This is a genomic window from Streptomyces sp. NPDC058650 (genome assembly GCF_042717315.1).
In the GTDB taxonomy this organism is placed as follows: Bacteria; Actinomycetota; Actinomycetes; order Streptomycetales; family Streptomycetaceae; genus Streptomyces.
Map to the genome: position 1 here is coordinate 1 of NZ_JBHXRL010000010.1, position 13,573 is coordinate 13,573.

The following is a 13,573-nucleotide window of genomic DNA, read 5'->3' on the forward strand; positions in this document are numbered from 1 at the left end:
TTTGGGGGGGGGGGGTATGGTCTCCCGCGCTTTTTTGGGGTTCGTGGCCGTTTCGTGGGGGGGGGGTTTTCACGCCCCCCCTCGCCAACCCACTCTATGGGGGGGTCAACCCCCCCCCCCCCCCCACTTCTCGTTTTCCCCAGGGCGGGCGAGCGGCCGGGATGACGATGGCGGTCGGCGCCTATCCTGAGGGAGTGATCGAGAACCTTCCTCCGTGCCCCCAGTGCGCCAGCGAGTACACGTACGAGATGAACAACCTGGTGGTGTGCCCGGAGTGCGGCCACGAGTGGGTTCCGGTCGCCGACGGCGCGACGGACGGTGACGGTACGGCCTCGGCCGGCGAACGCGTGATCAAGGACGCCGTCGGCAACGTGCTCACCGACGGCGACACGGTGACCGTCGTGAAGGCCCTCAAGGTGAAGGGCAACCCGTCCGGCATCAAGGCGGGCACCAAGGTACGCAACATCCGTCTGGTCGACGGCGTCGACGGCCATGACATCGACTGCAAGATCGACGGCTTCGGCGCGATGCAGCTCAAGTCCAGCGTGGTCAAGAAGGCCTGACACGAGACCGCCGCGACGCCGTCGGCTCGGCATGCGGGGGCCCGCCACCAGCTCTAGGCTGATGTGATCGCACGTCGCGGGTCGAGCGGCGGAGGCACGTCATGGCGGATGAAAGCGCTCCCGGACGGGGCTCCCGAGGTCGTGGCGAGCCGCCGGCCGGGCCGCCCTCCGGGCCCCTGAAAGATCCCACTCCACCGGACCGCCCGCCACATCGGAAACGGGTACTCCTCTTCGTTCTCATCGGCGGAATCGTCCTCGTCGTCGGCGTCGTCGGCATGCTCGCCGGGGCGGGTGCCTTCGAACGGGGCGGGCGGGGTGTCGCCACGGAATCGCCCACGTCGTCCGTCCCCCAGGCACCGGCTTCCACGACCACCGCCACCCCTCGTCCCACCCCCACCTCCTCAAGCCGGAGTCCCACCGCGGCCTCGGATCCCTCCACCGTCGGAGCGCATGCCTTCGGCGCGGTGCAGCGGTACGAGGACGGTGCCGAGGTCAGCGTCTCCCCGCCCGTCAGGTTCACGCCGTCGCAGGCCGCAGCCGGGCACAAGGCGGGGAACACGGCCGTGACCGTGCAGATCACCGTGCGCAACGGGACCGATGAGCGGCTCGAACTCGCGCTCGTGCAGGTGTCCGCCAGGGATGGCGACGGGCGGGAGGCGACCAGGGTCTTCGACGTCGAGCCCGAGCTCGGGTCCGGGCTCACGGGCACCCTGCTGCCCGGTCGGAAGGCCGTGGCGGTCTACGGATTCGATGTGCCGCCAGGGAAGGGCGCCGTTCTCGACGTCGAGGTGAAGATCGACTTCGAGCGCCCCTCCGCTTTCTGGGGTGGGCCGATCCCGTGACCGCTACCGCTACCGCTTCCGGGCCACCACCAGTCGGCACTGGGGGCTGCCGTCCTCTCGTCTGCCCAGGGAGGCGATCGGGGTCAGGGAGACCTCGAAGCCCGCGTCTTCCAGGCGGGTGCGGACGTCTGCGAGGCGGAAGGTGCGGTAGTACATCACGAACCGCGGGCGCCACAGGCTGTTCCGGACGCGCATCGCGGCGTCGAAGCCCCACAGCGTCCAGTAGAGGCGCGAGCCGACCCGGGGCGGGGCCGGGAGGGGGAAGGCGAAGGTGCCGCCGGGGCGGAGTGAGGCGTGGACCTGGGTGAAGAGGGTGCGCTGGGCGTCCGGGACGAAGTGGCCGAAGGCACCGAAGCTGACGGCCAGGTCGAAGACCGGGGCGAACGGCAGGGCCAGGGCGTCCGCGCGGACCAGGGTGGCCGCGGGGTGGGCGCGGCGGGCCCGGGTCAGCATGCCCGTACTGAAGTCGACGCCCGTGACGCGGCCCGCGCACACGGAGCGGAGGACGTCGAGTCCGGCGCCGGTGCCGCAGCAGACGTCGAGCCCCGAGTCGAAGGGGCCGAGTTCCTCCAGGGTGTCGGCCACCGCGCTCAGGAGGCGGTCGGAGGTGCGGAACGGGGTCGCGTCGAACTTCTTCGCGAGCAGGTCGTAACCGTGCTCGACCGAGGAGAGGGCCTGGACGGTCAGCTCGCGGAGGCTGGGGCCCTGCGGGGTGAACATGGTTCCGAGCCTATGCGGTCATCGCCCCTGAGCGTCAGAGCGCACTGCGTACGGGGGGCGCCGGGGGTGTGGACCAGGCGGGGGCGATTCCCGTCAGCTGGCAGGCGAGCAGGTACAGGGGGATCGGCGGCGTGTAGGGGGAGGTGCCGTCGGGGTGGTGGACGAGGCGGGGGCCGCGGTCCGGGACCTCGGCGCCCGGTGCGTAACAGGCGGGCAGCGGCCAGGTCAGGTCCAGGTCGGAGCCGGCCGGGACGAGCCACCACCACCAGTCGGTGTCGGCGTAGACACAGCCCTTGGCAGGGAGGCGCGAGAGGATCTTGAAGCCGAAGCGGGCCGGGACGCCGACGGCGTCGCAGCCGAGGCCCGTGTGCAGGCCGGCGGGGACGGTCAGGCGGGTCGCTCCGAGGTCCGGGGTGTCGAGGGCGCCGGAGCCGGGCGACGTGGAGCCGAGCGTCCTGCCGTGCGGTCCCCTGGGGTCCGAGGCGCCGCGCTGGCGCGGGACGGTCTGGCTCTCCGCGGGCCTGCGGGCCGACCGGGGGATCAGGAGGGTGGCCACCGACCTCAGCACGGTTCCCCCATGCCGTGGGCGAGCTCCGCCCAGACGACCTGCGCCGTGCCGTGCCCGGTGCGGTCGGCGCCCCAGGCGGTGCACAGCGCGTCGACTATGAGGAGTCCGCGGCCGCGTTCCTCCTCGCCGCAGTCGCGTATCCGCGGTCCCGCCGGGCCGCCCTCGTCGCGTACCGCTATGCGCAAGGTGTCCTCGCCCTCGCGGAGTTCGCAGACCACCCGGCCGCTCGCGGTGTGGACCACGGCGTTGGTGACGAGTTCGGAGACGACCAGGGCGACCGTGTCGCGTATGCCGGGGCCGCACCCCCAGAGGATGAGCCGCTCCTCCGCGAGCCGGCGGGCCCGCGCCACCGAGGCGGTCAGGGCAGGGAGCTCGAACGCGAAGCGGCGTACGCCATCGGTACGGGTGCCGGTATCGGTCAGGGGTTCTGGGCGCTGGGCCACGGCTCGAGGGCTCATGAGACCTGAAGGCTGCGCGTTACCAGAAGCCACGACCGGTTCCTCACAACAGTGGGCAGGACTGCCGTACGGCGCTGCCTCCGTGGCGCGGTGGCGCACGGCGGCAGCGTGTACTGGTTCACCGGAACACTGTCCTCCTGACTCGGACACTTGGCAAGTGGCACTCTGAAAATTGCAGAGTGCTGTGTTCTCTCTGGCCCGGCTTCGTGTCACACTCGTCGAAACAGTGCGTCGGGGAGGTCTGAGAGTGAGCGAGCCGCGGTCCGCCCCCACGGTGGGACAGGTCGTTCTCGGCCGGCGTCTGCAGGATCTGCGGGAGCGCGCCGGCCTGAAGAGGGAAGAGGCGGCCAAGATCCTCCGGGTGGCCCCGGCCACCGTCCGGCGCATGGAGACGGCCGAGGTCGCACTGAAGGTCCCGTACGTACAACTCCTGCTGAAGGAGTACGGGGTCACGGACGCCGAGGCCGAGGGCTTCGTCGCCCTCACGGAGGAGGCCAACCTCCCGGGCTGGTGGCAGCGGTTCCACGACGTGCTGCCCGGCTGGTTCTCCATGTACGTGAGCCTGGAGGGGGCGGCCAGCCTGATCCGGGCGTACGAACCCCAGTTCATCCCCGGTCTCCTGCAGACCGAGGCCTACGCCCGAGCCATTCTGCGCAGCGGGGCGGTCGGCGGCAGCGATGCCGGCAAGGACGAGGACGCCGAGCGTCATGTAGCCCTACGGATGGAGCGCCAGTCCCTGCTGACGCGGGGGGACGCCCCGAAGTTCTGGGTGATCATGGACGAGACGGTGTTCCGCCGACCGGTCGGTGACGGGCCCGAAGTGATGCGCGACCAGCTCGACCGGCTGCTCGAAGCGTCCGAGTTGCCGAACGTCACCCTGCAGATCGCGGAGTTCGCGTCCGGCCACCACCCCGGCACCTACGGACCGTTCGTCCTCTTCCGCTTCGCCATGCCCGAACTCCCGGACATGGTCTACAGCGAGTACCTGACCGGCGCCGTCTATCTCGACGCGCGCCCCGAGGTGGCATCCCACCTGGAGGTCATGGACCGCATGGCGGCTCAGGCCGCGACTGCACAACGCACGAAGGAGATTCTCCGGGATCTCCGCAAGGAGCTGTGAATGGATCGCATATACAACGGCATGCCCGCCGCTGAGCTCGGTGCCGATGGCTGGCACAAGCCCTGGAGCGGCGGGAACGGGGGCAACTGCGTGGAGGCCATGAAGCTGGCCGACGGCAGAGTCGCCGTGCGACAGTCCGCAGACCCTGAAGGACCCGCGCTCATCTACACCCACGGGGAGATCGCCGCTTTCATCCAGGGGGCCAAATCCGGTCAGGCTGACTTTCTGCTCACCTGACCCTTCCGCCTCGCCCGCTCCGTCGCGTAACTCTTGCTGAAGTGCCACTCGTTCGTCCCGACCAGGAGAGCCGATGACCCAGGACCCCGCATCCGTACGGATCGACACCAGCAAGCCGCATCCGGCGCGCATGTACGACTGGTTCCTGGGCGGCAAGGACAATTACCCGGTCGACGAGGCGATGGCGAAGCAGCTGCTCACCGTCGACGCCCGGGGCCGGGACATGGCCCGCGTCAACCGGGCCTTCATGCACCGCGCCATCCGCTGGCTCAGCGCCCACGGCGTCCGGCAGTACCTGGACGTCGGTACGGGCATCCCGACCGAGCCCAACCTGCACCAGATCGCGCAGGGGGCCGCGCCGGAGTCCCGCATCGTCTACTGCGACTACGACCCGATCGTGCTCGCGCACGCGGCCGCCCTGCTGCGCTCGACCCCGGAAGGGGCCACCGAGTACATCCAGGCGGACGCCCGCGAGCCCGAGGTCATCCTCGAAAGGGCCGGAAAGGTCCTTGATTTCGACCAGCCCATCGCGCTGTCGATGCTCGCCCTGCTGCACTTCGTCGGGGACGAGGACGGGGCCTACGACCTGGTCGCCAAGATCGTCGAGAAGCTCGCGCCGGGCAGCTATCTCGTCCTCTCGCACGTCACCGGGGACTTCGACCCGGAGGGCGCGGCGAAGGCGAGCGCCATGTACAAGGCGCGCGGACTGACTCTGCGGCCGCGCTCGCGCGACGAACTCGCCGCGTTCTTCGAGGGCCTGGAGTTCGTCGAGCCGGGCGTCTCGCTCACCGCCGAGTGGCACCCGGAGCTGGGCGAGCCCGTCCCGGTCCAGGGCGACGACCCGATCCCGGGGTGGGCCGCCGTGGCCCGCAAGCCCTGACGAGATCTCTGAACAGTGCGGCGTGAAGGCCCGCGGACCGAGGGTCCGCGGGCCTTCCCTCGCGCCGCCAGGGCGGGACGACCGGGGCGAGGGGACTGAAGACCAGGGGCTCGGAGGCTAGGGGGCGACCAGCGTGACGCGGAAGCTCCGGGCCCGGCTCACGTTCCCGGCCGCGTCGATCGTGCGGTACTCGACCGTGTGCGTGCCGTAGTCCGGGGTGGCGTCGTCCCAGGGGACCGCCCGACTTCGGCCCAGCTTCCCGTACACGAGATCGTCGATCACCGTGCCGCTCGGCGAGAAGCGGAAGGGCGCGTCGGCGTCCGTCGGCCAGCCGTAGTACGTGTACCAGCCGTCGCCGTCGACCCGGAACTGGCTCACCACGGCGCCTTCCTGGTCGTCGCGCGCGGTCAGCCGCATCGTGAACGGCCCGTCGTAGACGTACTCCACGGGGAGTCCCGGTCGCCGCACGGTACGCAGCGGCGTGGACAGTTCGTACGAGGACGTGGCCGGACGGGCGTCGACCGTCCAGCTCAACTCCTCGTCCGTGCCCGGGATACGGGCCGTCAGCCGGTGCGTACCGGGCGTGAGGTCCAGCGAACCCAGGTCCACGTCGCGGTCGTTGCGGCTTCTGCTGCCGTTCGGGTGGACGGGGCGGCCGTCCAGGCGCCACTGCACGGCGGGGGCGCGGTCCGTCGGGTGCGTGGTGTCCGCGTGGACGACCGTCCGGGCGCCGACCGGGTCCCCGGTGGGGGTGTGACCGGTGAACGCGGCCTCCACCGGTGTCTTCGGGGTGGTGAGCGAGGTGTCCACCGTCCAGTCGACCGTGCGGGTCAGCGCCGCGGAAGCGCGGACCGCCGGATCGCGCACGAAGGGCGTTGGGTCGGTCACGGTCGCCGTGAGCGTGTGCGTGCCGGGGGAGAGGCTCAGCCGCCGCAGGTCGATCGTGCGCGCGCCGCGGGTGGTGAGGTCGCGGCCGTCCAGCCGCCAGGTCACGGCGAGTTCACCGCCGACCGGGTGGAGGGTGTCCACCCACACGGTCCGGTCCGCGCCGATCGGCGCGGTGTCGGGCGTGTGGTCCTGGATCAGGTTGACCTTCGCGGAGATCGCCCGGACCATCACCTCGCGCTCCACCTGGTCGAAGGCGTAGCCGAGGGTCTTCATCAGGGAGTGCCGGCTGGGCCGCCAGACGCCCTTCGTGCTGTACAGGCCGCCCTCGTGACGGCCGATGACTCCGCCCGACTCGCTCTCCTCGCCGAGCCAGCGCCACCACTTGGCCCGCTGCTCCCGCATCTGACGTTCCGTCAGGAGGGTGTGGTGCGTGGAGCCGGGCTCCGGTCCCGAATAGGTCTCGCCCGGAACACCGCGCCCGTAGTAGTCGTACTCGTCCTGGAGTCCGCCGAGCGAGTGGCCTATCTCGTGCGGGGTGATGAGGGAGGAGAGGGCGTTGCCACCGGACGCCGTGGCGTAACTCCCACCCGCGCCACCGTAGGTGGAGCTGTGGGCGAGGGCGACGATCTGCCGATTGGCGCGGCTCGTGCCCGGGACGAGATCGGCGAGCGCGCCGGCCTTCCCGCTGTCGACGGTGAGCAGTCGCTGCACACTGTCCGGGTTGCAGCCGCCCCAGAAGCCCATGTCGAGCGCGGTGTCGCGGGCGGGGGCCGCCAGGCCCGGGTCGCAGTCCACGCCGGACTCGGCCGAAGGGGCCTCCACCGCCCACACGTTGACGTAGGAGCGGTACGAGGCGAAGGGCTCGATGCTCCACAGCGTGTTCAGATGCCGTTCGAGGTCGGCCCGGAAGGCCGGCATCTCCGCGGCCGTGTAGCCGTCGCCCATGAACACCAGGTTGAACCGCCGGTCCGCGGGCCCGGTCGTCTGGACGGGGACGACGACCGGGCCGTCGGCCGTCGTCGGGGTCTCGGCGGCCGCCGGTGCCGTTCCCACGAGTCCGACGGCCAGCAGACAGACCGCGACGAGGCGGGCCAGGCCTCTCCGTGCTCCCTTGCGACGCTGTGAGGTCATGGGGCGCGAGCCTAGGCCGCGCCCCCGATCCCGTAAAGATGTCCGTCAGCCGTACCGCTCCACGACGAGTCCGTGAATCCTCCGCGTCGGTTCAGCGCCGCACAACGCCGCTCAGTGGTTCAACGCCGTTCAGTGGCTCAGCGCCGTTCGGCGGCTCGACGCACTCAGTGGCTCAGTGCCGCAGATAGGCCAGACCCGCGTGCTCCGCCGTGTAGTTCTCCACCAGGCGCCGGGCCACCGACACCGAGTCGACCAGGGGATGCAGCGCGAACGCCTTGACCGCCGTCGCCCGCGAGCCGCTCTCCACCGCGGCGAGCACCTCCCGTTCCACCGCCTTCACGGCGGTCACGAGACCGACGGCGTGGAACGGCAGCGGGGCCACCGACACCGGATGGGCGCCGTTCGCGTCCACGAAGCAGGGGACCTCGATGACGGCGTCCGCGTCGAGCGCGGCCAGCGTGGAGCCGTTGCGCACGTTGAGGATCAGTGTGGTCCGCTCGTCGCGCGCGACCGCCCTCATGAGGGCGAGCGCCACCTTCTCGTAGCCGCCCGACTCCAGGTCCTCCTCGTCGCGTTCGCCGATGCCGGCGGCCTCACGGTTGGCTGCCATGTAGGTGGCCTCGCGGTCGGCGAGCGTCCGGTGCCAGGTGTCCAGGGCGGGCGTGTCGGGCTTGCCCATCTCCTCGTAGAAACCGGCTTGTTGGTCGCGCAGATAGGCGCCGCGGGTGCGCTCGGCGGTCCGGTAGGCGTGCACGGCCTCGCGGTTGAAGTAGTAGTAGTGCAGGTACTCGTTGGGAACGGCGCCGAGCGAGCGCAGCCACTCCGGTCCGAACAGCCTGCCCTCCTCGAAGGAGCCGAGCGCCTCCTCGTCGGCGAGGAGACGGGGGAGTTCGTCGCGGCCGCCGATCCGTAGACCGCGCAGCCAGCCAAGGTGGTTGAGGCCCACGTAGTCGATCCACGCCTCGTCGGGGTCCGCGCCGAGGACGCGGGCGACGCGGCGGGCCAGGCCCACGGGGGAGTCGCAGATGCCGACGACCCGGTCGCCGAGGATCCTGGACATGGCCTCCGTCACGAGCCCGGCGGGGTTGGTGAAGTTGATGACCCAGGCGTCCGGGGCGAGTTCGGCGACCCTGCGGGCGATGTGTTCCGCGACGGGTACGGTCCGCAGGCCGTACGCGATGCCGCCCGCCCCGACGGTCTCCTGGCCGAGCACCCCTTCCGCGAGGGCGATCCGTTCGTCCGCCGCCCTGCCTTCCAGGCCGCCGACCCGGATCGCGGAGAACACGAAGTCGGCCCCGCGCAGCGCCTCGTCGAGGTCGGTCGTCGCGGTCACCACGGGCGCGTCCGGCACCCCTTCGCCCTGCTCCACGAGAACCCTGGCGATGGCCGAGAGACGGCCCTCGTCGAGGTCGTACAGGGTGACGTGGGTGACCCGCCCCTGGCCGTGGTCGCCGAGGAGGGCGCCGTACACCAGCGGCACCCGGAATCCGCCGCCTCCGAGAATCGTCAGTTTCATGCCCGTACGCTACTCGGGCGCACCGGGCCCGCAGCGGGACGACGGGCGGGCGTCCACGGAGCTGTCCGCATGCCGGGCGCCGGGCCCGTGCGCCCCTGGGGGAGAATGGCGGCATGTCCCGACGCAAGACCCGTCCCCGTACGTCCCCGGCGGCCGCCGCCCCGGCCGTCACCGCGGACTCCCCCTGCCCCTGCGGCCTCGATGCCGCGTACGGCGCGTGCTGCAGCCGTTTCCACAGCGGCGCGGCGGGCACGGCGCCGACGGCGGAGCTGCTCATGCGCTCCCGCTACAGCGCCTTCGTCGTCCGCGACGAGGCGTACCTGCTGCGCACCTGGGCGCCGGAGACCCGCCCCGGCGAGGTCGACTTCGACCCGGCGCTGCGCTGGACCGGCCTGGAGATCCAGGAGACCACCGACGGCACCGCCTTCCACCAGCACGGCACCGTCACCTTCGCGGCGGGCTACGTCCACGGCGGCGAGCCCGGCGCGCTGCGCGAGCGGAGCCGCTTCGCCCGCCACGAGGGCGCCTGGGTGTACGTGGACGGCGACGTCACCGAATGACGCTCGGCGGCTTCGGCGAGTAGGGGCGGTGACGTCACCGATAGCGCTCGGCGGTTTCGGCGAGTGGGGGCGGCGACGTCGCCCAACGCTCGGCGCCTTCACCGAGCCCGGGCAGGGACGGCGACGTCACCGGGCGGGGACGGCCATGTAACGGAGCGGGGACGGCGACGTCACCGTGTCACGGATACGGCCCGGTCCTCCGTCCGGCCCGACGGGAGCCCGCTCGCCAGGTCCTCGGCGACGACCTTCTTCGCGATGGCGTCCGTCGCCACCCGCAGCTCGGGCCCGCTCGGCCGGCCGCGTTCCTGCTCGATCCGGTCGGAGAGCCAGTCGCCCCAGGCCCGGGTGATCACCCCCGCCTCGCGCTCGCCCGCCGGTGTGTGCGAGAGCAGGTTCCCGTCCCGGGTGAGGAAGCCCTCGTCGACCATCCGGTCGAAGACCGGCAGGAGCACCTCGGGCGGCACCCGCCGCCCGGCCGCGATCAGGCCGAGGCTGGCGTGCCCGACCGTCCGGGTGAAGAGCTCGACCTGCATCACCGCCCAGGCTCCCGCCGTGTCGAGCCGGGTGTCGGACGAGCCGACGATCCGCCGGGCGGTGTCCAGGTCGATGCGGCGCAGGATCCGGCCGACGGACAGTTCGAGGAGCTTCGCCGAGTCGCCGGACATGGTGGGGGAGGCGAAGCCCTCGCCCATGTCCGGCGCGGCGGCGCGGGCCGAGTCGCGGAGCGTCACCTGCTTGAGGAAGAGCGCCACGACGAAGCCGATCGCGGCGACCGGCACCGTCCACAGGAAGACGGTGTGGAGCGTGTCCGCGTAGGCGCGCACGATCGGTTCCGCGATCTCGTCGGGCAGGCCGTGCACCCCGGCGGGGCTCTGCGCGGCCCGTTCCAGGCCGGCCGGGTCGATGCCGAGGCTCCCGGCGATCGCCGCCGCCTCGGCGACCCCCGCCGTGAGGTTGGGCGTGAGGGCGTTGACGTAGATCGTGCCGAAGACGGCCGTGCCGAAGGCGCTGCCGAGCGTACGGAAGAAGGTGACGCCCGAGGTCGCGGTGCCGAGATCGGCGTACTCGACGGTGTTCTGCACGGCGATGGTCAGGACCTGCATGCACAGGCCGATGCCGACGCCGAGCACGAACATGTAGAGCGACTCCAGCCAGGTGCCGGTCTCCGGCCCCATGAGCGAGAGGAGATAGAGGCCGACGCCCATCACCAGACAGCCGACGATCGGGAAGATCCGGTAGTGGCCCGTCTTGCTGACGACGTTGCCGCTGAAGATCGAGGCGATGAGCAGTCCGACGACCATGGGGAGCGTACGGATGCCGGAGACGGTCGCCGAGTCCCCGTCGACGTACTGGAGATAGGTCGGCAGGAAGGTCATGGCGCCGAGCATGGCGAAGCCCACGACGAAGCTCAGCACCGAGCAGACGGTGAAGACGGGGTTGGCGAACAGCCGCATGGGCAGCATGGGTTCGGCCGCCCGGGTCTCCACCCAGCAGAACAGGGCGAGCGAGAGGAAGCCGCCGACGAAGAGCCCGATGATGACGCCGGAGGTCCACGCGTACTCGTTGCCGCCCCAACTGGTCGCGAGGATCAGGGCGCTGGAGCCGGCGGCGACGAACGCGATGCCGGCGTAGTCGATGACGGGGCGGCTCGCGGAGCGTACGGAGGGGATCGTGCGAGCGGCGGCGATGACGACCAGGATCGCGATGGGGACATTGACGTAGAACGCCCAGCGCCAGCTCAGATGGTCGGTGAACAGTCCGCCGAGGAGCGGGCCGATGACGGTGGAGACACCGAACACGGCCCCGATCGCGCCCTGGTACTTGCCGCGTTCGCGCAGCGGGATCACATCGGCGATGAGCGCCATCGAGGTGACCATGAGGCCGCCGGCGCCGATGCCCTGGAGACCACGCCAGACGATCAGCAGCGTCATGTTCGTGGCGAGGCCGCAGAGGAAGGAGCCGGTGATGAAGATGATCGCCGAGATCTGGAAGATCACCTTGCGGCCGAACAGGTCGCCGAACTTGCCGACGAGGACGGTCGCGACCGTCTCGGCGAGCAGATAGGCGGTGACCACCCACGACATGTGGGCCGCGCCGCCGAGATCCGAGACGATCGTGGGCAGGGCGGTGCCGACGATCGTCTGGTCGAGGGCGGCGAGGAGGACGCCCAGCATGATCGTGCCGAACACGATGTTGCGGCGGCGCTTGTCGAGCACGGGTGGCTCGGTGGTGGCGGCCGGGGGCGCGGGCACTGCGTCGCTGGTCGTGGTCACCTTCGCAGCGTCACACCGCCACCGGCCTCGTGCATGCGGGGGACGGCCGAACAGGTGGACTGGATCAGGGGGTGACGGGCAGTTGGGGATGGTGCTTGGCGAGGATCTTGTTCGCCCGCGCCAGCGCCGCGAGGGCGTGCTCGCGGTCCGCCCGGTCCTCCGCGCAGAGCGGACCCCGGAACCGGTACACCTCGCGGGCCGCGCAGTCCGCGTCGACCTCGGCCTGGAGGACGTGCAGCGGGAGACAGGCGCCGATCAGTGCGGCCACGCTGTCGGGAATCGGTACGGGGACGAGGGGCGAGGGAGAGGCGATCACGGGTCAGTCCTTGTGAGTCCGGGGAGGGTGCGGAGTGTCTCCACCTCCATACGTACCGGATCGCGGTTCGGGTTCCGGCACGGGGCTGTCGCGACGGCGTGACGGCGGGACGCCGCGCGGGCGGGGAAGGCCCCCGACGGGGGAGCGGCAGGCGTGCCGGCGACCGGCACCACTGGACGCGTTCCCGCAGGTGCGGGGGTGGTCGATTGCTCTTGCGCGGTGTGGCGACCCCCGCCCGTCGAGAAGACGTTCGTCGAACGTCTTCTCGATAATGGGGGGTTGGGGGGAGGGGGTGGTCCGCAGAATGTGAACCATCTCACTCGCGGTCCGACGGCTTCCACCCACGGCGATTCCGTGCGTGGTCGCCGTGCTCGATGTGCTCGATGTGCTCGATGTGTTCGTCGTGCTCGCCGTGTTCGGCGTGCGTTACGAGAGGATCTCCGTCAGGTCGTACGAGACGGGCTCGTCCAGCTGCCCGTAGCCGCAGGACTCCGGCGTCCGGTCCGGGCGCCAGCGCTTGAACTGGGCCGTGTGGCGGAAGCGGTCGCCCTCCATGTGGTCGTACCCGACCTCGCACACCCGCTCCGGCCGCAGCGCCACCCACGACAGATCCTTCTTGCCCGACCAGCGGCTCGGCGCACCCGGCAGCCGGGCACCCTCGTGCGCGGACTCGTCCGTCCACGCCGCCCACGGGTGCCCGTCCGGTGGATCCATGCGCAGCGGTTCCAGCTCCTCGACGAGCTCGGCGCGCCGGGCGGCGGTGAAGGCCGCGCACACGCCGACGTGCTGGAGGACGCGCCCGTCGTCGTACAGGCCGAGCAGCAGCGAACCGACCACGGGACCGCTCTTGTGGAAGCGGTAACCGGCCACGACCACGTCGGCCGTCCGTTCGTGCTTGATCTTGTACATGAGACGGGCGTCAGGCCGGTACGGCAGGTCGAGCGGCTTGGCGATCACCCCGTCGAGCCCCGCGCCTTCGTACTGCTCGAACCAGCGGGCGGCGACCTCGACGTCGTGGGTCGCGGGTGCCAGATGGACCGGGGCGTCGACCCCGTCGAGGACGCGCTCCAGGGTCGCCCGCCGCTCACTCATCCCCACGTCCAGCAGTGATTCGTCCCCGAGCGCGAGCAGGTCGAAGGCGACGAAGCGCGCCGGAGTGGTCTCCGCGAGCATGCGGACCCGGGAGTCGGCCGGATGGATCCGCTCGCTGAGCCGGTCGAAGTCGAGGTGCCCGTCGTGCTCGATCACGATCTCGCCGTCGACCACGCAGCGCTCCGGCAGCCGGCTCGCGAGCGCCTCGACCAGCTCGGGGAAGTACCGGGTCAGCGGCTTGCCGGTACGGCTGCCGATGACGAGCTCCGGCCCGTCGCGATGGACGATCGCGCGGAAGCCGTCCCACTTCGCCTCGTACTGCATCCCGGGCGGAATCCGCTTCACGGACTTGGCGAGCATCGGTTTCACGGGCGGCATCACCGGCAGATCCATGGAGCCGATTGTCCGG

14 protein-coding genes are annotated in these 13,573 nt (G+C 71.2%); 6 read left to right on the forward strand and 8 right to left on the reverse strand.

Annotation, left to right across the window (positions count from 1 at the left end):
* The first annotated feature begins 194 nt into the window (after positions 1-194).
* Positions 195-563 carry a zinc ribbon domain-containing protein YjdM gene (locus ACFWWU_RS19285; protein ID WP_384146754.1) on the forward strand — a complete coding sequence of 123 codons (369 nt, stop codon included), beginning with the start codon at positions 195-197 and terminating at the stop codon, positions 561-563.
* Positions 564-1,027: 464 nt separating this feature from the next.
* Positions 1,028-1,405, forward strand: a complete 378-nt coding sequence (locus tag ACFWWU_RS19290; protein ID WP_384146757.1) for a DUF4352 domain-containing protein — start codon at positions 1,028-1,030, stop codon at positions 1,403-1,405.
* A gap of 9 nt (positions 1,406-1,414) precedes the next feature.
* On the opposite strand, the gene ACFWWU_RS19295 is transcribed toward ACFWWU_RS19290, so the two are convergent.
* The 3 genes from ACFWWU_RS19295 to ACFWWU_RS19305 are packed head-to-tail and all read right to left on the reverse strand — an operon-like array spanning position 1,415 to position 3,151.
* Positions 1,415-2,125, reverse strand: a complete 711-nt coding sequence (locus tag ACFWWU_RS19295) for a class I SAM-dependent methyltransferase (protein ID WP_384146760.1) — start codon at positions 2,123-2,125, stop codon at positions 1,415-1,417.
* Positions 2,126-2,159: 34 nt separating this feature from the next.
* Complete coding sequence (locus ACFWWU_RS19300) at positions 2,160-2,693, reverse strand: hypothetical protein (RefSeq protein ID WP_384146763.1); 534 nt, start codon at positions 2,691-2,693, stop codon at positions 2,160-2,162.
* Positions 2,687-3,151 (reverse strand): ATP-binding protein, encoded by a 465-nt coding sequence (locus tag ACFWWU_RS19305; RefSeq protein ID WP_384146766.1) that lies wholly within the window; start codon positions 3,149-3,151, stop codon positions 2,687-2,689. The genes ACFWWU_RS19300 and ACFWWU_RS19305 overlap by 7 nt, the downstream gene beginning before the upstream one ends.
* A gap of 247 nt (positions 3,152-3,398) precedes the next feature.
* Between ACFWWU_RS19305 and ACFWWU_RS19310 the strand changes: the two genes are divergently transcribed.
* The 3 genes from ACFWWU_RS19310 (at position 3,399) to ACFWWU_RS19320 (ending at position 5,388) form a co-directional block, all read left to right on the forward strand.
* On the forward strand, positions 3,399-4,271 hold the full coding sequence (locus ACFWWU_RS19310; RefSeq protein WP_384146769.1) for a helix-turn-helix domain-containing protein: 873 nt from the start codon (positions 3,399-3,401) through the stop codon (positions 4,269-4,271).
* The gene (locus tag ACFWWU_RS19315; RefSeq protein ID WP_055640502.1) at positions 4,272-4,508 is read left to right on the forward strand and encodes a DUF397 domain-containing protein; all 237 of its coding nucleotides are present in this window, start codon (positions 4,272-4,274) and stop codon (positions 4,506-4,508) included.
* Between the two features lie 73 nt (positions 4,509-4,581).
* Entirely contained in the window at positions 4,582-5,388 is an 807-nt protein-coding gene (locus ACFWWU_RS19320; protein ID WP_384146772.1) for an SAM-dependent methyltransferase, read from the forward strand.
* A 117-nt stretch (positions 5,389-5,505) separates the two neighbouring features.
* Here ACFWWU_RS19320 and ACFWWU_RS19325 read toward each other — a convergent pair whose 3' ends face one another.
* Together ACFWWU_RS19325 and ACFWWU_RS19330 are read right to left on the reverse strand one after the other, a co-directional pair.
* The gene (locus ACFWWU_RS19325) at positions 5,506-7,407 is read right to left on the reverse strand and encodes a M64 family metallopeptidase (protein WP_384146775.1); all 1,902 of its coding nucleotides are present in this window, start codon (positions 7,405-7,407) and stop codon (positions 5,506-5,508) included.
* Between the two features lie 172 nt (positions 7,408-7,579).
* A complete protein-coding gene (locus ACFWWU_RS19330; RefSeq protein ID WP_384146778.1) occupies positions 7,580-8,923 on the reverse strand; it encodes a 6-phospho-beta-glucosidase in 1,344 nt (447 codons plus the stop codon).
* A 113-nt stretch (positions 8,924-9,036) separates the two neighbouring features.
* On the opposite strand from ACFWWU_RS19330, the gene ACFWWU_RS19335 reads away from it, so the two are divergent.
* Positions 9,037-9,483, forward strand: a complete 447-nt coding sequence (locus ACFWWU_RS19335; RefSeq protein ID WP_384146781.1) for a YchJ family protein — start codon at positions 9,037-9,039, stop codon at positions 9,481-9,483.
* A gap of 170 nt (positions 9,484-9,653) precedes the next feature.
* On the opposite strand, the gene ACFWWU_RS19340 is transcribed toward ACFWWU_RS19335, so the two are convergent.
* The 3 genes from ACFWWU_RS19340 to ACFWWU_RS19350 form a co-directional block, all read right to left on the reverse strand.
* On the reverse strand, positions 9,654-11,756 hold the full coding sequence (locus ACFWWU_RS19340; RefSeq protein WP_384146784.1) for an MDR family MFS transporter: 2,103 nt from the start codon (positions 11,754-11,756) through the stop codon (positions 9,654-9,656).
* Positions 11,757-11,820: 64 nt separating this feature from the next.
* A complete protein-coding gene (locus ACFWWU_RS19345) occupies positions 11,821-12,072 on the reverse strand; it encodes a hypothetical protein (protein WP_024761539.1) in 252 nt (83 codons plus the stop codon).
* 426 nt (positions 12,073-12,498) lie between these two features.
* The gene (locus tag ACFWWU_RS19350) at positions 12,499-13,557 is read right to left on the reverse strand and encodes an ATP-dependent DNA ligase (RefSeq protein WP_384146787.1); all 1,059 of its coding nucleotides are present in this window, start codon (positions 13,555-13,557) and stop codon (positions 12,499-12,501) included.
* Positions 13,558-13,573: the final 16 nt, after the last annotated feature.